The 17,829-nt window shown below is 33.7% G+C and carries 17 protein-coding genes and 3 tRNA genes; 5 read left to right on the forward strand and 15 right to left on the reverse strand.

The window, feature by feature from the left end; translation table 11 throughout:
* Nucleotides 1-49: 49 nt before the first annotated feature.
* The 3 genes from B0G92_RS13060 to B0G92_RS13070 form a co-directional block, all read right to left on the reverse strand.
* A tRNA-Arg gene (locus tag B0G92_RS13060) sits at nucleotides 50-123 on the reverse strand.
* A 15-nt stretch (nucleotides 124-138) separates the two neighbouring features.
* Nucleotides 139-213 (reverse strand) — tRNA-Pro (locus tag B0G92_RS13065).
* A gap of 9 nt (nucleotides 214-222) precedes the next feature.
* A tRNA-Ser gene (locus B0G92_RS13070) sits at nucleotides 223-306 on the reverse strand.
* Between the two features lie 266 nt (nucleotides 307-572).
* Between B0G92_RS13070 and B0G92_RS13075 the strand changes: the two genes are divergently transcribed.
* Together B0G92_RS13075 and B0G92_RS13080 are read left to right on the forward strand one after the other, a co-directional pair.
* Nucleotides 573-1,424 carry an NAD(P)H-hydrate dehydratase gene (locus B0G92_RS13075; protein WP_101472539.1) on the forward strand — a complete coding sequence of 284 codons (852 nt, stop codon included), beginning with the start codon at nucleotides 573-575 and terminating at the stop codon, nucleotides 1,422-1,424.
* A gap of 2 nt (nucleotides 1,425-1,426) precedes the next feature.
* Entirely contained in the window at nucleotides 1,427-1,978 is a 552-nt protein-coding gene (locus B0G92_RS13080; protein WP_056073591.1) for a GNAT family N-acetyltransferase, read from the forward strand.
* On the opposite strand, the gene B0G92_RS13085 is transcribed toward B0G92_RS13080, so the two are convergent.
* Nucleotides 1,979-2,668, reverse strand: coding sequence for a hypothetical protein (locus tag B0G92_RS13085; RefSeq protein ID WP_056073589.1), 690 nt, complete (start codon nucleotides 2,666-2,668; stop codon nucleotides 1,979-1,981).
* Nucleotides 2,669-2,895: 227 nt separating this feature from the next.
* Between B0G92_RS13085 and B0G92_RS13090 the strand changes: the two genes are divergently transcribed.
* The 3 genes from B0G92_RS13090 to B0G92_RS16720 are packed head-to-tail and all read left to right on the forward strand — an operon-like array spanning nucleotide 2,896 to nucleotide 4,866.
* On the forward strand, nucleotides 2,896-4,359 hold the full coding sequence (locus B0G92_RS13090; protein WP_101472540.1) for a glycoside hydrolase family 130 protein: 1,464 nt from the start codon (nucleotides 2,896-2,898) through the stop codon (nucleotides 4,357-4,359).
* 16 nt (nucleotides 4,360-4,375) lie between these two features.
* The gene (locus B0G92_RS13095; RefSeq protein WP_101472541.1) at nucleotides 4,376-4,681 is read left to right on the forward strand and encodes a hypothetical protein; all 306 of its coding nucleotides are present in this window, start codon (nucleotides 4,376-4,378) and stop codon (nucleotides 4,679-4,681) included.
* 8 nt (nucleotides 4,682-4,689) lie between these two features.
* On the forward strand, nucleotides 4,690-4,866 hold the full coding sequence (locus tag B0G92_RS16720; protein ID WP_180326446.1) for a hypothetical protein: 177 nt from the start codon (nucleotides 4,690-4,692) through the stop codon (nucleotides 4,864-4,866).
* Nucleotides 4,867-5,100: 234 nt separating this feature from the next.
* Here B0G92_RS16720 and arsB read toward each other — a convergent pair whose 3' ends face one another.
* From arsB to B0G92_RS13155, 11 genes are all read right to left on the reverse strand, one after another.
* Nucleotides 5,101-6,144, reverse strand: a complete 1,044-nt coding sequence (arsB, locus tag B0G92_RS13105) for an ACR3 family arsenite efflux transporter (protein ID WP_101472543.1) — start codon at nucleotides 6,142-6,144, stop codon at nucleotides 5,101-5,103.
* A gap of 6 nt (nucleotides 6,145-6,150) precedes the next feature.
* A complete protein-coding gene (locus B0G92_RS13110) occupies nucleotides 6,151-6,762 on the reverse strand; it encodes a low molecular weight phosphatase family protein (protein WP_101472544.1) in 612 nt (203 codons plus the stop codon).
* A gap of 19 nt (nucleotides 6,763-6,781) precedes the next feature.
* The gene (locus tag B0G92_RS13115) at nucleotides 6,782-7,255 is read right to left on the reverse strand and encodes a DUF6428 family protein (protein WP_101472545.1); all 474 of its coding nucleotides are present in this window, start codon (nucleotides 7,253-7,255) and stop codon (nucleotides 6,782-6,784) included.
* A 64-nt stretch (nucleotides 7,256-7,319) separates the two neighbouring features.
* Nucleotides 7,320-7,652: an ArsR/SmtB family transcription factor gene (locus B0G92_RS13120; protein WP_101472546.1), complete on the reverse strand. Its 333-nt coding sequence runs from the start codon at nucleotides 7,650-7,652 to the stop codon at nucleotides 7,320-7,322.
* Nucleotides 7,653-8,151: 499 nt separating this feature from the next.
* On the reverse strand, nucleotides 8,152-10,437 hold the full coding sequence (locus B0G92_RS13125; RefSeq protein ID WP_101472547.1) for a DUF2357 domain-containing protein: 2,286 nt from the start codon (nucleotides 10,435-10,437) through the stop codon (nucleotides 8,152-8,154).
* Nucleotides 10,438-10,439: 2 nt separating this feature from the next.
* The gene (locus B0G92_RS13130) at nucleotides 10,440-12,443 is read right to left on the reverse strand and encodes an McrB family protein (protein WP_101472548.1); all 2,004 of its coding nucleotides are present in this window, start codon (nucleotides 12,441-12,443) and stop codon (nucleotides 10,440-10,442) included.
* A gap of 7 nt (nucleotides 12,444-12,450) precedes the next feature.
* The gene (locus B0G92_RS13135) at nucleotides 12,451-13,554 is read right to left on the reverse strand and encodes a DNA cytosine methyltransferase (RefSeq protein ID WP_101472549.1); all 1,104 of its coding nucleotides are present in this window, start codon (nucleotides 13,552-13,554) and stop codon (nucleotides 12,451-12,453) included.
* A 3-nt stretch (nucleotides 13,555-13,557) separates the two neighbouring features.
* A complete protein-coding gene (locus B0G92_RS13140) occupies nucleotides 13,558-13,983 on the reverse strand; it encodes a very short patch repair endonuclease (RefSeq protein ID WP_101472550.1) in 426 nt (141 codons plus the stop codon).
* A 690-nt stretch (nucleotides 13,984-14,673) separates the two neighbouring features.
* The gene (locus tag B0G92_RS13145; protein ID WP_101472551.1) at nucleotides 14,674-15,138 is read right to left on the reverse strand and encodes a hypothetical protein; all 465 of its coding nucleotides are present in this window, start codon (nucleotides 15,136-15,138) and stop codon (nucleotides 14,674-14,676) included.
* Nucleotides 15,139-15,149: 11 nt separating this feature from the next.
* The gene (locus tag B0G92_RS13150; protein WP_245867871.1) at nucleotides 15,150-16,307 is read right to left on the reverse strand and encodes an HNH endonuclease; all 1,158 of its coding nucleotides are present in this window, start codon (nucleotides 16,305-16,307) and stop codon (nucleotides 15,150-15,152) included.
* 38 nt (nucleotides 16,308-16,345) lie between these two features.
* Entirely contained in the window at nucleotides 16,346-17,806 is a 1,461-nt protein-coding gene (locus tag B0G92_RS13155) for a hypothetical protein (RefSeq protein WP_101472552.1), read from the reverse strand.
* Nucleotides 17,807-17,829: the final 23 nt, after the last annotated feature.

Consider the following 17,829-nt stretch of genomic DNA (forward strand, 5'->3'; position numbering starts at 1 on the left):
CAGAAGGGATAAAAACAAAAAAAGCAACTCTTTTGAAGTTGCTTTTTTGTGAACGCAGAAGGATTCGAACCTTCGACCGCCTGCTTAGAAGGCAGGTGCTCTATCCAGCTGAGCTATGCGTCCATTATTTCAATACCGTCGGGGTGGCAGGATTCGAACCTGCGGCCTCCTGCTCCCAAAGCAGGCGCGATAACCGGGCTACGCTACACCCCGAAAAAAAAGCGGAGAGACAGGGACTCGAACCCTGGCGACGATTGCTCGTCGACAGATTAGCAATCTGCTCCGTTACCACTCCGGCACCTCTCCTTAATAAATTCGTAAGAACTTATCCTTTTTTGCGGTTGCAAATGTAGCTTATCATTCTATAAATTACAACTATTTCGTAAGTTTTTTTATCTTTTTTTTACATAAAAATTAAAATGTATTAACACTCAGTACAATAGAAAAATATTTTTCAGGTCTGTTTTTCTCAATTTTGCTTCGCCGGTAATGACTTTCTCTTAACCGAATATAAATTGAACAGGTATTACTATCTTTATTGCTTATTAAATCTTTTTAAATGTGATTCACAGATGGAGGCCTTACTTATTAATAAACACGAAATCCTCAAACGTTACAAACCTGTCTCGGTCCAGGCCCATAAGGGAACACAAGGGCATGCGCTAATTATCGGTGGAAGCTATGGAAAAATAGGGTCCATTATCTTAGCATCAAAAGCAAGTTTAAAATCAGGTTGTGGCTTGGTAACAGCTTTAATTCCAAAATGCGGCTATACCAGCATTCAGACTTCATTTCCGGAAGCAATGGTTATTACCGATAAAGAAGAAGCATATATTTCAGAAATAGAATTTGAGATTATTCCCAATGCTATTGCAATAGGCATGGGTATTGGCCAACACGAAACAACCCAAAAAGCATTTATAAAATTCCTAAAGAACAACAACAAACCGCTATTGATTGACGCCGATGGAATCAACATACTTTCAAAAAACAAAGAACTGTTTGATTTTGTTTCAGAACAGACAATATTGACTCCTCACAGGAAAGAATTGCAAAGACTTATTGGAGATTGGAGTTCTGAGGAAGAGATGATTGAAAAGGCAGCGAGGTTGACCGAATCAAAAAAATGGATAATTGTCATAAAAGGGGCACCAACACAAATAATCTCGGGCAATGCAATATATACCAACTCAACAGGAAATCAGGCCTTAGCGACAGCCGGAAGCGGTGATACGCTTTCAGGAATTATAGCAGGTTTATTAGCTCAGGGATATACGCCGGAAGATGCAGCAATACTTGGCGTATATATTCACGGACTAACAGCAGACATTGGCTCAAAATCGCTCGGATACCAAGCTTTTATAGCTTCAGATATTATTGAAAATTTGGGAAAAGCTTTTTTATCTTTGGACGAAAATTTTTAAGAATGGAAACTTTATCAATACATACTGAACGATTGCACATCAGACACCTTACTCAAAATGATCTGGATGATTTTCACATATACAGATCTAATCCTGAGGTTACGAAATACCAGGGTTTTGATGTAATGACACGCGAACAGGCTTCCGAATTTATAGCCAAGCAGGAAAATAAATTATTTGGTAAAAGAGGTGAGTGGGTACAATATGCCATTGAAAGCAAAGAAACCGGAAGATTGATAGGAGATTGTGCTATAAAACTAGACGCTTTTGACGAGCGTATTGCTGAAGTTGGAATGACAATTTCTCACCTGCACCAGCAAAAAGGTTATGCAAAAGAAGCCTTTTCCGGGATTATGGATTTTCTTTTTGCCGTTAAAAACATACATCGGATAGTTGAAACGGTAGATGCAGAAAATATTGCTTCAATAAGTCTTTTAGAAAGCTTAAAATTTCGTAGGGAAGGGCATTTTATAGAGAATATCTTTTTTAAAGGAAATTGGGGAAGCGAGTTCCAATATGCTATGCTAAAGAGGGAATGGCTGGCCAATAGCTAGCTATTCTTTTACAATAATAGCTGTTGCTTTAAAACCGGTTGCCAGATTCCAGCGATTGGCTACGACAAGGTTTCCTTTATCATCAAATACATGAAATTCAGCCGTATTAGGTCCTGATGTTCCCTGATTCAGTGCTTCAAAATCAACTCTGTTAAAGCCCGGTTTTAAAGGTAATTTCAAGGTTCTGAAATCAGTAGTTAATGTAACCGAAGCTACTACCACAACATCATTCACAGAAATTTTTATCATGTCGCCATCCGGAGCTCCGTGATCGCGGAATACTATATTTACATATTCACCATTATTTTTAAAATCACCAAAATACTGGTTTCCTTTTACAGCAACCTGAGATTCACCGCCACTTTTTTTATTTAACTCTTTGGTGTATTTATCGCCTGGATTCGCAAATTGCTCGCTACCCTGACCGAAATTGACCGTATCGGTTCCGCCAACTTTATATTTATCTGACTTTGGAAGCGACTTGGGAATTGTAAAACCAAAATTTGGATCTACAGTAGTGTTTGACTCTGTAGAGGGTATTGACATCGTACTGTTTGTATTGGCAGAAGGTATTGAAATCGACTTGTTGTAGTCAACCTGAGCATACATCTGAGCAGTAAAAAAAACAATAAAGAGTAAAGCAACAGATTTCATGGATACTTTTTGATAAACAGTTTCTGCAAAATTCATGCTAAAATTAAAAAACTTTTAAGTTTTATAGCCTCTTAGATAAAAAATAAAGGCTGCAACTTATAAAATTTTGACTGCAAATGCCATCTTGAGCTTTTGTTTTGGGTTAATTTTAGCATTTCAGGTGCTTTTCGTATAAATTAAAAATCGTATTTTAGGGATAAGATTTTTTCATCCAAAAACAGGATACTCTTACATTTCATCGAAAATTTTTTAAAACAATGCCCATGAGATTGTCTGTTGAACGAAAACCTATAAAAGTATATCCCGATTCCGGACGTGTCATTGCCCGGTATTTTTTCAATGGCGAAGAACGTGCTGTTGAACTCCTTAAAAAGCTATTACTTCTGGATAACGAAACCGTTTTTGGATTAATTTCTCCACTGTTACAGGATTTTTCAAAACGTCATAGAAATATTACCAAAAAGCTATTAAAACATTGCGACAGGGTAAAAGTTTATATTGAGAAAGCAGGCGGTAATTATGAAAAACTTGACGATTACACCAAACTGCTCATTGGTTCTTATTTTACGCATGAATATTCGATAGAATCGGCAGCTTTTTTCAATCCGTCAATTGTTCCCGATCCTGACCAGACTAATCTTGAAGAAGGCCAACTTCGGGTACTGATTAGCTTTAGGGCAGTGGGAGAGGGGCATGTTTCTTCAGTAGTTTTCAGGCGTGCCATGATAGATAAGCATGGAAATATAACTGTAATTCCTGCCGGAAATTATATTGATGAAGCTGAAAAAGTCCATAACATGGTCTATAACAAAAAGCTTTTCCTCAAAAAAGCACAGGAAGCAGATATTAATGATGATTTCTTAAAAGCTGTAGACGAAAAACTGGGCGAGCGTTTTGATTATGACAGCCTCAAAAAAGTGGTTATTGAAGCCAAAGAGAAAACAAAAGACGAAAAGATAATCACGCAATACAATATGATTTTGGCCTTATCTGATAGCTATCGAAAAATAAGTTTTTCAAAGGATACCGATATAAGCGACAGGGTTATTTTCCCCATTTCAGATTTTGAAAGCAACGGGATAGAAGATGCCCGTTTTGTCAGATTTGTAAAAGAAAACGGAAAAGTAATTTATTACTGTACATATACCGCTTATGATGGAAATCACATCATGCCAAAACTCCTTCAGACCTATGATTTCTATGATTTCAAAACAAGTCCGTTAAACGGTTCCGGAGCAAAAAACAAGAACCTGGCTTTATTTCCCAGAAAAATTAATGGTAAATATGCTATGCTTTCCCGTATTGATGGCTGGAATAATTATTTAATGTATTCCGAACATATCAATATCTGGGAAAAACCAATAAAAATACAAAGTCCGGAATATCCATGGGAATTGGTACAGATAGGAAACTGCGGTTCACCTATAGAAACCAAATACGGCTGGCTTATCATAACACATGCCGTTGGACCAATGCGACGCTATTGTATTGGCGCCTCATTATTAGATATTGACAATCCAGAAATAGAAATAGGACGTTTAAAAGAGCCGCTCATTATGCCCAATCCCGATGAACGCGAAGGTTATGTTCCCAACGTTGTTTATTCCTGTGGTTCCATCATACATAACAACGACCTGATTATTCCTTACGGACTCTCAGACCATAGTTCCGGATTTGCTTCAGTGAACTTGGATTTGCTATTAGAAAAGCTTGTTAAAGGAGGTTAAGTTTATTTTCAACTCTATGCAGAAAAAAAGTTTTTTTATAAAATTAGCATTGTTAATTGTTCCAATACTTCTTATTTCCAGCGTTCCATTAACAAAACAAAGCTATCAAAGTATTGGCGGCGGCGGTTATGACCTGACTAATCTATATTGCGGATTCTTTATTCTTCTGGCTATAATCATCTGGATTCTTTTTATTATCGGTCATTCGATAATTTTCAGAAAAAACAGAAATACCTTGAATGATAACCTAAAATTAGTAGGCATTGGTTTTGGAACATTTTTTATTGCCTCTTTAATACTGTTTAATACCTGGATAACTTAATCAAAACTATGGATAATCACATCACTATTACAACAACTAACGGGAAACGCTGTCTGATTTTTATTGACAAAATCACACATATCTGCGAAGATGAAAACGGAAAAGCTATAATTTATTTTGGTAGTGAAAAAGTTATTTGTAAGGAAAGCTACAGTGAGATTATGCATGAAATTAAGTTTCTTTAAAGTACAAGTAACAGAATGGGCCACAAGCCAACCACAATTTTTAAAAGATTTCCTTTTGGGCTATCCAAAGGGTCAGGCTATACGCTACAAGTCCTCGATCGTGTTTAGCTCTGGATTTTTCGCTTCTATCCTTCACACAATTTTGCTTAAAGTGATTGGGAACTAACTATTAAAAAATGGGGCTTTACTACATAATAGATTTAATACATAGTTGGGAAGACCTAAATATTTGCTTTATGCAAGCTTTGGACTGAAATATTTTTTCTTAAACCACAATGATAGGTTAACTAATGCAATAAGTGCTGGAACTTCTACAAGTGGACCTATAACTCCCACGAACGCCTGACCACTATTAATACCAAAAACGCCAATAGCAACTGCTATTGCTAATTCAAAGTTATTTCCTGTAGCAGTAAAGGCTATTGAAGTGCTTTGCGAATAGTCAGCACCGACTTTCTTGCTTGCAATAAAGCTAATCACAAACATCAAAGCAAAGTATATTACTAAAGGAATTGCAATACGTATTACATCCACTGGTAATTGTACAATCAATTCTCCTTTTAGACTAAACATTACTACGATTGTAAATAATAACGCTATTAAAGTAACTGGAGATATGAACGGAATAAATTTTTCCTGATACCACTTCTCATTTTTTAAAGCAATTAATCCGTATCTGCCTATAATTCCAGCAAGGAAAGGTATACCAAGATATATTCCCACACTTTTTGCAATCTCTTCAATTGTAATATCTACTTCAATTCCATGTACACCAAATAATGGTGGTAGTATAGTTATAAAGATGTAAGCATAAACACTATAGAGCAACACTTGAAAAATACTATTCAATGCGACAAGTCCTGCTGCATATTCTCGACTTCCATCAGCTAATTCATTCCAAACAATAACCATTGCTATACAACGTGCAAGTCCTATCAAAATTAAGCCTGTCATATATTCAGGATATCCTTTGAGAAATAAAAGCGCTAACGCAAACATTAATACAGGACCAATAATCCAATTCAGAAATAACGAAGTTCCCAAAACTTTTACATTTCGGAAAACTTTTCCAATATGTTCATAACGAACCTTTGCCAACGGAGGATACATCATAAGGATTAGACCGACGGCTAATGGCATATTGGTTGTACCACTACTATAACTATTAATCCATTGAGTAGATGTTGGTAAGAAATAACCTAAAGAAATTCCTAAAGCCATTGCTAGAAATATCCACAAGGTAAGATAACGGTCAAGAAATTTTAGTTTTGATTGCATGGGCTATTATTTTATTTGAGAAAATATATAGAACATTTCTGTTGCTATTTGTAAACTTTTTTCTAAATATACCTGTGTTTGCTCTGGTGTGTTATCCGAAACTTTAGGGTCTTCAAAAGTAATAGGTACTCTTTTTTCTGCTCCCACAATGAATGGACATCCGCCATCAGCTTGGGAACAAGTCATAATCGCTGCAAATTCGGATGTAGGGTTAAAAGGGTTTTCATATTTTTTAGAGAATCCGATTATTGGCAAAATGTTCTCGCCATATTTAACAGCATAAACGGGATTCACACCATCTGCAATCTTAAATATGTTGAAACCTTGATTAGATAATGTTTCGATGACTTTAGGAAACAATGCAGTTTCTTCTGTACCACCCGAATAACAATATACGTTTTGGATCTTGAAATATTCTGATGCAACCTGTGCCCAAATCTGTGAAAAATGACTTCTACGTGAATTATGGGTGCAAATAAAATTTAGATTTATATCCTGTTTGTTATTTACTTTTTGCTGAATATACTCAACTAAAGGTTGTAAAATACTTTTTCGTTCCTCGTTACCTAATTCTTCAAAATATAGTTGTTTGATTGTCTCTGATAATTTCTGATACATAATAACTATTTTTTATGGGTTAACAACATCCTGAATCCGGAGTACAGCAAGAAGTTTGTTTCGAGGTTAATTCTGCTAAATTTTTCTTTTCTTTTTCTAATGGAATACCACAAGCATCTTGAGCCAGGCAGGCTGTTGTTTTATTTTTTAGAATAAATGTTTTGCCATTAAAATCAAGATTATATTTACCAATTGTATTATTTTGATATTCAACTTCAATTTCTGAATCATCAATACCTAATTTATCTTCTGATAAACTAATAATATGTAAAAGCTTTGCGGGCTTTAAACGATGCTCATAATCGTCAGCATTCCACAATTGAAAATTTACTACTTTCTCATTACGGATAACACCACCACAGTCAATGAAATTTTTAATAATCTCACCAATTTCCGTAACGTGAAAATGCTCAGGAACAAATGTTCCGTTTTCTAATTGAAATTCAACATTATCTAATGTTGGTAGAATTTTTTTAATTTCAGATAATTTCATACAATAGATTTAAAGTTTATAATTATATATTGCAATATTACGATTATAAAAATCAAAAAAAGGTTTACAAGCAACAGCTCGATACCTTTACTTCTTGATTTAAGAATATATTAAATTCATTCTGTAATTCTTTCCAGACTTTTTCATTAATACAATAACAAACAGATTTTCCCTCAATAGTTCCTTGTATTATGCCAATGCTTTTAAGTTCTTTCAGATGTTGAGATATAGTTGCCTGGGCTAAACCTAATTCATCTACTAAATCATTACAGATACAAGCTTTTTTGTCAATAATAAATTGAAGTATCGCAATGCGTGCAGGATGTCCTAAAACCTTGAATGCTGAGGCTAACTTATTGTGCTCATCTGTAAATATTTCTGATTTTGTAAGTCCCATAATGAATTATTTTACATCGCAATATTACGATAATAAATTTGAAAAGCAAAAAAAATTTTTTTTTAATTATTCATTTTTAAATAATGTCTCTTAAACAACCGAAAAAAGGGCAGGGGACACGCACAAGTAATCCCCAATGTGCCTAAAATCCCGAATGTGATAAATAAACAAAATGTGCCTCACAAAATAATGTAGAGAAAGCCTGTAGACCTGAGTAGCACGATGAGTGGCGAAGCCACAAAGACTGCAACTTTTAAAAAGATTTTCCTTTGGGCGTGCCCCTACGGGTCGGGCTATCCGCTACAAGTCCTCGCTCGTGCCTCGCTCTGGGCTTTTCGCTGCTATCCCTCACGCAAACCCGTCATAAAATAGAGTAGGAGTATACGATTAATATACCTCATATAGTAATATAAAAACAATATGATGTGAATATTAGAATTAGCAAAAGTCAATTATGAATTCATTTTTGTTAATTAGAATTAATGAAGAATAAAATAAGTTATTTAATTTTATTCTTCATTAATTCATGTAAACTTGCAGTGTAAGGGAAAGCAGAGGCTCTTCCTGAAGCATAGTTAGCTAATTTCTTGAAATCCCATTTCAGATTTTTAAATTCTGGATCGGTAACAGGTTCCAGTTCCATAACCAGATAATATTCCTGTGATGGATTCTGGTATCCTTTTTTCAGCATATCTTCTTTTGAGAAAACTTTTGGCCCATTGCCTGTAATTTTCCAAAAATTGCCTGAATCCATATCTCCGGTTGTATGAAGGAGAAGATATTTGGCACCTACTGTCTCTTTATTTAAAATAAGAGAACCGGTTCCGGTACCTATTCTAAAATTATATAGTTTGTTTTTTTTAATCCATTCATACTGCTCATCAGAATTATAAAAGCCAATCAACACAAATGTATCATCGGGAATTAAGTCTCTGTTAGTGCTATAAGGTTCCGGTAATGGTTCCCTTAGTTCATCACTAATATCCGGTGGAGTTTTATAAACATCAAAAGTTCTGAATGCAAGTTTTTCCCTTTGCGAAGTGCGGTTTACAAAATGTTCAATAATTTCCAGTATAAAAGCTTTTAATTCTCCGGTACCATTATCTGTTTTGGATGGACGAACAGGAAAAGCTCCAAGACCAGGAATAATTTCATGAAATCCTTTTCGTTTAAACGGATCTTCTCCGGGGTACAATACATATGCTCCTCCTGTTCTTCGGATTGCATCTTTATAAGCATGCATCTTCAGCAAGTCAGCATTTTTATATATCCCTTTCCTTTGTTCTGATTTCTCTTCTTTGGCAACAGAATCATTATTAGCATTTAGAAGATCATTTAGATTAGCAACTTTATACTTTGCATCAAAATGAATATGAACAATCAGTTCCTGTTGCTCAGCTTCTGATTCTGTGATACCAGCCGGCCAAAAAGACAAAGTATAGTCCGGACGTAATGTTGTGGTCCAGCTTCCGGGATCAGGATATATTTTTCCACCGGAAAAAGTTCGGTTATAGTTAAAACGGATATTTAATTTTCTTGTTCCTGCATTATAAATTCCCCGAAGTGCTGTAAATTTACCTTGCCTGATCTGAAGATTGAGCCCGTCGGGAGTTTCTTTAATAAGGTTCGCAATATCTTTCGGATCTATATCAAAAACAGATTGAAACAGGTCTAATAGTTTGAAAAACAGCCAGTACTCATATAATGTGGCAATGTCTTTCTTGCCTCCACTGTATATATCATCACCTCCTGTCCAGATAAGCTTTGCTGCAAGATCAAACATTAGCCATACACGCAATACCTCGCGATAACCTTCTTTTCTCTGTAATACAGGACTATTTAGTTTTAGTGTTGTGGGTCTTGAAATGTCTTTGAAAATACTATGATGCAAATGAGATTCCAATTCACGAATCATCAGTTTAGATTCGTTGCCGAGTTTACTTCCATTAGCTGAAGCATTGTTAATGTCTGTACAGAATTTTAAAAATGTTTCGAGCACATGTTTGATAAAGCGATTTTCGGGAGTATCTATTGAATCAGTTTTACAGACAGCCGAAATGCGTTCGGGAAGTGTTTTTATACCATATTTTGAAAGGCTGGAAGATGTTGGAAGCAGTGTTTGCGCCTGTTTTCCTTTAAACAATTCTTTTATATTGCTATTTGATAATCTTCTAACCTGGCGAATGTCCTTTTGTTCAGTTTTTTCGCTCCACTGCGTTACCGGTGCTGTGGTAATACGGTGTATAGCTTCATTAAATTCCATAGAACCAATAACTGATTGCACAAAAGCAAATCTCTGATAAAGGGACTGGCTATCTTTTGTATAATCTATATCAAAATAATGTGATGCAGGCGCATTTGCCTGCAACAAGAGATCAGTACACTTTTCTGTGATAAACTCCAGCATATCGCGGTAATCGTCTCTATATCCGGTTTTAACAGATTGGACTTCTAAAGCTACTTCTCCGAATTTTTCTGTATCACCCTTTTTATAAACAGGTATAAAAAGTGTTCCTACAAATATGTTTGGTGCTAATGTTCCAAGATTAATATTCCGTTTGTGTTGCTGAATGATATTTTCTCCGATATCACCCAGATAATAATCCGGAGAATTTATTTGGTAATCATAATAGCACCCTTCCATCAGCTGAAAGCGGGCTTCATTATTTTCGACAGCATTTTCTTCCGCATCAAATAAAGTACTTTGCCTGCGGGCATCTATAATGAGCCGCAAACCTTCCTGAATCGAATCCAGATGAATTTCTATGAATGATACTGATTTCATTATTATGCTTCTGCAAAACTTGCGAATCCGTTATCAACAGCGTTTTTATACATCCTGGTTATTTTCTCCAACGATAAAGAATATTTTACCTGAGGACCATTAAAATCAAAACTATCATTTTCAAAGATATCTTTCTGTATTTTGATACCCTCATTGACACAGAATCCTGCCAAAGTTTCTAAAACCGGACAAAGCTTTCTTCGGGATCCATGGAGTTTTGGTAGTAGTTTTTGCATTACCATAATGTCAAGCTTTTTGTCTGCACTGAGTGAAGAATCAAGTACATCTAGCTGATGCATAAGTTGTAACATTTCGGATGCACTTCTGTAGCCAAATTCTGCTCCTGTTTTCTTTAATTCACCAAAAAACTTTACCAACTCATTATTTACCGATTCAGTATTTTCCATACCATTGAAAGATTTATCTTTTGAAAGCTGCAGGAAACTTTTGGCCATACCTGTACCTTCCGTAGTAAGTTTATCCATATCTAATGGTTTTATATTGCCAAGAAATGCTTTCATTTCTTCTTCTGATATACGGAATTCTATCGTATTAGCTCTATCCAGTACTTTTGGACTAAACATATTGGTTGTTTCGTCAATATTAACAGTCCCTATAATAAAGAGATTCGAAGGAATTATCAGTTTTTCAGGCACTCCGTTTTCCACTCCGGCAGAAGCATGTAAAGGAATTTCTTCTTTAGACTCCATTACACTCAAAAAATCTGCAAAATAGCGTTCAACATGACTTAGATTCATTTCATCCAGAATTATAAAATGTGGTAATTCGGGTTTATTATCAGCCTGAATTATCAAATCCAGTATTCCGCTATCTGGTTTTACATATTCCTTTGGATTCAGAGCATTAGGATAACCCAATAAAGGTTCTCTGTTAGTCCAGTCTGCACCAACCGGCACTATGCAATACTGACTGTCATCCTGACAGATCCATTGCACAAAAGCCTGAGCCAGCTTTGTTTTACCTGAGCCGGAAAGTCCTGTAAGAATTACAAAAGGCTTGGTAAGCAAAGAAGCAAGAAAGCGGGTGGTAAGCTCTTTATTATAATTTAATCCTGACAATTCCAGACTTTTATCAAAGGCCTTAGTATCAAATGCTACATCCGGAATTTCGTCAAGTTTAATTAATGAATAAACTCCGTTTTTTCTTTTAAGTAAATAGTCTGGAAAATTATCTTCAAAATATTTTTTCAAATTTGAGAAAGAGAGACTGTAATTTCCTTCTCCGTTCCATTGAGTTGAGAAATAGTAATATTTTCCTTCTTTTATATAAATTGGTTCTTCAAAATACCTTGTTGTATTTGAAGATGTAAGATTTTCCTTTGTTTGTGGAGAACCAAATTCTCCTATAAGGCGTTTGAAAAACTCAAAATCATGTGAAATAAAACCAATTTCATTAATGACAGAAGGTTTTTGAGTAGTGACAGATAACAAATCATTCCAACTATCCTTGAAAAAGTATGAAAAAGCATGTTTGGCAAAATCTCTGATTGACTTATCCGAATATATCATATTTTCTTTATTAGTAGTGGCTAATAAAGAAGTTTCCGAATCCGGTGTGAATGTATCAGATAAAGCTGTTAATTCGTCAATTGCTTTTTGAATACTTTCTTTATCTAAAACAATATATTCTTCAGGATTGACAGAATCATGCTCTGGTTCGTTTGCCCATATTATTATTTTACTTAAAGTAGTAAACATTGGTTTGGTTTGCACGGTAATTTGTGCATTAGCTGTTTCGTCAGTAAAAAATTCTGCTCCTAAATCACGCCATTCTTTTTCAACGTAGTTTTCTTTACCAATAAAAGAATCATGGTTGTCATATATATTTTCCAGACAAGTTTTAAAAGACTCTAAACTTAGGGTAAAATACTTTTTACTTCCACGTTGTCCGGAATTACTAAATATAATATATCCACCTTTTTCCGATAATTCAGCAGTGAATTTTGAACTACCATTTTCGTATTTTGAAAAATCAAGCCAATTCATATTTCTATTAATTTAATAGTTGTTTTATTATTTCTGATGCTACTGTTTTAACTACAGGAACAGACACACTGTTTCCGAACTGTTTGTATGCCTGATTATCCGATACGGGTATTTCGTACCAGTTATCAATAGGGAAGCCCTGTAATCTTGCTGCCTCCGTTGGATGTAATTTTCTGGGGCGATCCGGTCTTCCCGGTATATTGTTTTGTTCTATCAGAATTTCGCTGCCATCTTTATAATATCGGGCAGAAATTGTGCTGGTATAGGCTGATTTTGAATTGAAAGACGAATACCCAAATCCATTTCCTTTTTCTGCATGTTCTGTTCTTCTTCTTTGGTGCCCGTCCCAAAGCTTTTCTGATATTGTATATGTTTTATTACTTTTCTTTTCCAGTTTTTCCAGTTCTGAATTTTTCAAAAGAATATCACCTACAGATATAGGTTTGGCATCGTCATCCCTTTTCGACTTGTCATAGATCACCATTCCGTCTTTATCAATTCCATAAGGAAATTTAAATTCTGATTTTTTTACAGAATCCCTGTACCAGGCAACAATAAAGATTCTTTCCCTGTTTTGCGGGACACCAAAATGCTTACTGTTCAAGACTTCGGCTGCAACCTCATATCCCAAATCATTTAGAGTTTTCTTTATAACCCTGAATGTATTTCCTTTATCATGATTTTTAAATCCTTTAACATTTTCCAGCAATAAAACCTTTGGAATTGTTACTTTACTATTCTTTTTATGAGCTTCAATTTTTGCTTTTACAATTTCTTTAATGTTAAAGAAAAGAGTCCCTCTCGTGTCATCAAATCCTTTTTTTAATCCGGCATGAGAAAATGGCTGGCATGGAAAACCTGCACAAAGTATGTCAAACTCTGGTATCTTGCTGTAATTTAGTTCTTCATCGGTAATATCTTTATTAAAATTACCATTTTCAAACATCTGAGGAGATATACTTTTAAAATTATGCTCATAAGTTTGTCTTGCAAACTTGTCTATTTCTGAAGCAAAAACACAATCTCCTCCGTTTTCGTGCATTGCAATATGAAATCCTCCAATTCCGGCAAATAAATCAATAAATCTGAAGCTTTTTTTTCTTTTGGGCATTGTTTAGTTATTATTTGCTGTTATTGTATTATATATTTTATTCAAAGTTAACTCTCTTTTTTCCGGCTTTAGTTCACATTCCCATACAGTATGTATATTCCATTCCAAATCTGCCAGTTGTTCAATCACCATATTATCTCTTTGTATTGTATTTTCTATTTTCTGTTTCCACCATTCTGTTTTTGTTTTGGGTAGAATAAAATATTTGCAGTTTTCATGCCCATGCCAAAAACATCCATGTATGAAAATTACTGTATTATATTTGGGTAATACTATATCGGGCTTTCCGGGAAGTTTTTTGTCATACAGCCTATACCGCAAACCTTTTGCAAATAGAAACTTTCTTACTAAAAGTTCAGGTTTAGTATCCTTACCTTTTATCTGGCTCATATTAAAGCTTCTAACTTCTTTTGAATGTACATCTGTCATTGTTTCTCTTTCTAGATAATAATTTAGCAAATAATTCCTTTTAAAATCCGTAAATGCTATTTATTATTTTTCTGGCCTTCATGAAAATTATCCCAATTAGTTTTATTCTTTTGCTATCAAAAAAACAGGGTGTATTTTACACAAAAATATACAAAATATTGTTAATAACAGACACCTTTCATAGGATCGAAACAGGAGTGAAGTTTACTCCTTTTTTTATTTGCATAGACGATACATTATTCATTTAAATGTATTAGAGATAAGCATTTGAATTTCTGATGTTTTTGTTCTTTAAACACCTTAATTAACACATTTTAGTATATGGATAAATATCCAAAACTTGTATTTTCCTCAAACAACCAAAAAGGGCAGGAGATACCCATAACAATCCCTAATGTGCCTGGAAATAGCAGAACTTTGTTCGCAAGTTTCATTAAAAGCAAATGAATATTGCTTTTCTTCACTTATGCTACAAGTCCCTCGCTTGTGCTTCGCCGTGGGCTTTTCGTTTCTATCTCTCACACAATCTCTGCTTAAAAATACTAGGAGACATAGCCCAATGAGGATGAACCGTGTCTTAACTATAAATTAGAAGCGTCAAGATACTTTACAATAAATTCAGAAATACGTTGATATCTGTTTCTAATCTCAATCTCTGCCCATTTATCTTTTTCTCTAATTTCTGTATAACTAGAAATTGTCAATTAATATAGAGAGAAAATCATTTGCGATTTCAAAATTTTCATTTTGATTATCAATGTTTTGAAATTCTTTTAATCCATGAAAAAGATTGTTTCTAAATCTAAACACAATAATTGTGATAGCAAGAATGATATCATTTGGGTTTGTGTTATTTCCTAACAAGACATCTTCAACTAAAGTTCTTCTATCATTAGGTCGAAAATAAAGAAACTGAAAACGATTATTGATAGCACCATTATCAGTATAACGGTTTTTAAAATAATCAAAATGTTTTTGAAATAAATTTACATCTATATTACGATTAGCCAATTCTTGACTAAACTGAGTAATTGTAAAATGGGTATTACATATCTTTCCCTCAAATACGTTCCACATTAAAGAAAAGTTCTTAATATGTTCGAGTTGCTGCTCGTTAAAATTTGTACCATATTTGTTATTAAGCCACTGTGTCATAATTGATTTTTTTATTTGGTGTTTTCAGTAAGAATTGTTTTTAACTCTTCAATTGTTAATGGAGGTTTTTGTTTATGTAACATTGCATGACAATTAGGACAAACTGGACGTAAATCTTTTATTGGATCAACAACATATTTTTTTTTTATCATTGAAATTTGTGTCAAATGATGAACGTGTATGAAATCTTTACCAATTTTTCCAAAACGTTTCTCAAAATTCAATTGGCAAACACTACAAGAATATCCATAATGGCTAATACAAGCTGCTCTTGCATATGGGTTTCTTTCATATCGTGTTTGTATTATTTGATTTAATGCTCCTTCTGTATAAGTTTTACCTTCTTCATTGTTTGAAGGTAAGTAAGGATTATTTTTAATTTCTTGTGTTGTAATGAAGTTAAACCACATAGCTTCTAACTCCTCCACAATTTCCGGTTTAATTGATATACCAGAAGATTGAGGTGTCCAATTTTGATTTTTTAAGTTTCCTGTTTTTAGAATGTCTAATTCTAAAATTGGTTCTTCATTAGGGTTTAGTAAAATATCAAAATCAATTAGAATACGAGGGATTTCTTTATCTTTGATCTTCCAATGCTCAGCTATAAAAGGGTAGGATGCAACATAACCCGATGCAAAAATTCCTCTAGGTTCAGATCCTAATCTTACTAAAAATGCTCTATCACCTAATTTAATTTTTTTATGACTTGCACAACTCCATCTTTCACTTGCTTTTCCGGTATTTTCCAGTTGTTCAATATTCTGTTCTAGATTTTCCCAATTCCATTTTTCAGGATTCCAAGCAAAAAGAAAGGTATTCATTGAGTGTCCTTTTTGAAATTCTTTGATCTTAAATTTTTTATTTCCAGCTTCAAATATTTCCCAAACTCCATGTTTAATTATATCATACTTTATAACTTTCCCTCTGCCAGTAGTATATAAAAAATCATATACTGAGTCCGAATTTGTTAGACGAGGCTTTTGATTTTCGGGATAATGAATTCTGGAATTATGATTAACCGTTAGCACTATTATTTGAGCATTAATAGTTAAAGGATTTACATCATTCCATTTATTCTGAATATAATTTCTAATATCTGTATAAGATGCTTTCCCATTAAGATTATTAACGGCCTCTTTAATCATTTGCCAAACGTAAGGTCTTTTCATAATGAATATGCTATAAGGAATAATTGCAATTAACAGTTTTACTTCTTCCCATACTTTCTAAAAGCAGCGATGAACTGATAAATCAAGAATCCGATAATGATTTTATTAAGATAGTCAATTGTCAAGGCGAAACCGTTAAGTTCTTCTTTCTTTACTAAAAAGTCTGACCGATGCGTTATGTCTAGGAAAGAGAAGTAATAACCAAATAAATTCCAATCAAACGATGTCGAAGCAAACAATCTGCCTAAACTTAGCAGGTATAGTAAATAGAATGCGATTGATATAAATACAGTTGCAATAAAAGGCTCTTTTATTGATAATCCATGATTATTTGACGAGCTATTTATCTTTAAAATTTGTCTATCCCAGAATGGTAAATTTTCAACATTCATAAGAGCCTCATTAGACACTGCATGAAATTTTTGAGCTTCATAAAAATTCCCCGATGCTTCTAGTAATTTCCTGAATTGTAGAAATACCTCATATCGTGTTTTGAAATAATTTTTGTCTTTTTTGTCAGGATAATGAATGTTCTCTATGGTTTGAATTTTGCCAAAATCCTTGTAGTCGTTTGGGAAATCACAGGCTGTAAAAGTAGTTTGCCCGAACTTATTTCTATAAAGAGATATTGTAGAATAATCATCAAATGCAAAATTATCAAACCAGACTTTGTCAAGATTTGATTCACGTATTTCCAATTTCTTTTCTTCAGATTCTTTTCTAAATGGTCTTATATTATAGAAAGTTGCTCCTAATTGTGTAGAAAAATTATGAATATACCAATTATCTATTTCACTATTTTCAATTAATAATTCTCCTGTTGAATATCCACTGATTGATAGCGCTAATAATTTGGCATTAATTATCTTAGTTAATTTATGTTCTCTATCCGCAGAATACTTAAGGTTTAAACTAATTTCAATTTTTTTCTTTACTTCGTCAGTCAAACAATTATCAGCATTGTTTTCATCTTTTACTTCTTTTTCATTAACTGTAAAAATAATATCTTCACAATCATAGATGTAAAATGATTGCTTTACTTTAAGAAAATCAACAACAGGCTTACCATATTTATAATAGATTCTAGTCCAACGATGTGGAACTATATTTTCTTCGGTATAAGAAACTGTGACATTCTTTAAATTAAGTAGAAATAATGAATTATTTAGAAGACAATTATTTACGGTAACACTTTTTAGATTCTCATTTTTTATTTGCCCATCTAAAATTGAACTTCCAAAGAAAATTGAAAGATTTGTAGTTGTAATTTTATCAACTTTTATTTCTCCTATAAAACAATCTGTGAATTGAATATATATGTTTGGAAATTCAATGGCTTCATCGTTTTCAATTTTCAATTTTGTAAAATGACAATTAATAAAGCTAAATGTCATTCGTCCATCTTGAAAAGAAACGCCTTCAAAATCTGAGGCTTTAATTACAATTTTGGCATCATTGTAATCTTCATCTCTAATTATTTGATAAGGTTTTAGTTGCATGCTTACAAATCTTGTGATGCCAA

This window comes from Flavobacterium lindanitolerans, from assembly GCF_002846575.1.
GTDB lineage: Bacteria > Bacteroidota > Bacteroidia > Flavobacteriales > Flavobacteriaceae > Flavobacterium > Flavobacterium lindanitolerans.

Bases quoted from the DNA above. Each gene is read 5' to 3' on its own strand.
- B0G92_RS13140 (WP_101472550.1), bottom strand. From the start codon at position 13,983: ATGACAGATGTACATTCAAAAGAAGTTAGAAGCTTTAATATGAGCCAG.
- B0G92_RS16720 (WP_180326446.1), top strand. From the start codon at position 4,690: ATGGATAATCACATCACTATTACAACAACTAACGGGAAACGCTGTCTG.
- B0G92_RS13090 (WP_101472540.1), top strand. From the start codon at position 2,896: ATGAGATTGTCTGTTGAACGAAAACCTATAAAAGTATATCCCGATTCC.
- B0G92_RS13135 (WP_101472549.1), bottom strand. From the start codon at position 13,554: ATGCCCAAAAGAAAAAAAAGCTTCAGATTTATTGATTTATTTGCCGGA.
- B0G92_RS13120 (WP_101472546.1), bottom strand. From the start codon at position 7,652: ATGGGACTTACAAAATCAGAAATATTTACAGATGAGCACAATAAGTTA.
- B0G92_RS13155 (WP_101472552.1), bottom strand. From the start codon at position 17,806: ATGCAACTAAAACCTTATCAAATAATTAGAGATGAAGATTACAATGAT.
- B0G92_RS13130 (WP_101472548.1), bottom strand. From the start codon at position 12,443: ATGAATTGGCTTGATTTTTCAAAATACGAAAATGGTAGTTCAAAATTC.
- B0G92_RS13095 (WP_101472541.1), top strand. From the start codon at position 4,376: ATGCAGAAAAAAAGTTTTTTTATAAAATTAGCATTGTTAATTGTTCCA.
- B0G92_RS13125 (WP_101472547.1), bottom strand. From the start codon at position 10,437: ATGAAATCAGTATCATTCATAGAAATTCATCTGGATTCGATTCAGGAA.
- B0G92_RS13150 (WP_245867871.1), bottom strand. From the start codon at position 16,307: ATGAAAAGACCTTACGTTTGGCAAATGATTAAAGAGGCCGTTAATAAT.
- B0G92_RS13110 (WP_101472544.1), bottom strand. From the start codon at position 6,762: ATGTATCAGAAATTATCAGAGACAATCAAACAACTATATTTTGAAGAA.
- B0G92_RS13145 (WP_101472551.1), bottom strand. From the start codon at position 15,138: ATGACACAGTGGCTTAATAACAAATATGGTACAAATTTTAACGAGCAG.
- arsB (WP_101472543.1), bottom strand. From the start codon at position 6,144: ATGCAATCAAAACTAAAATTTCTTGACCGTTATCTTACCTTGTGGATA.
- B0G92_RS13080 (WP_056073591.1), top strand. From the start codon at position 1,427: ATGGAAACTTTATCAATACATACTGAACGATTGCACATCAGACACCTT.
- B0G92_RS13075 (WP_101472539.1), top strand. From the start codon at position 573: ATGGAGGCCTTACTTATTAATAAACACGAAATCCTCAAACGTTACAAA.
- B0G92_RS13085 (WP_056073589.1), bottom strand. From the start codon at position 2,668: ATGAATTTTGCAGAAACTGTTTATCAAAAAGTATCCATGAAATCTGTT.
- B0G92_RS13115 (WP_101472545.1), bottom strand. From the start codon at position 7,255: ATGAAATTATCTGAAATTAAAAAAATTCTACCAACATTAGATAATGTT.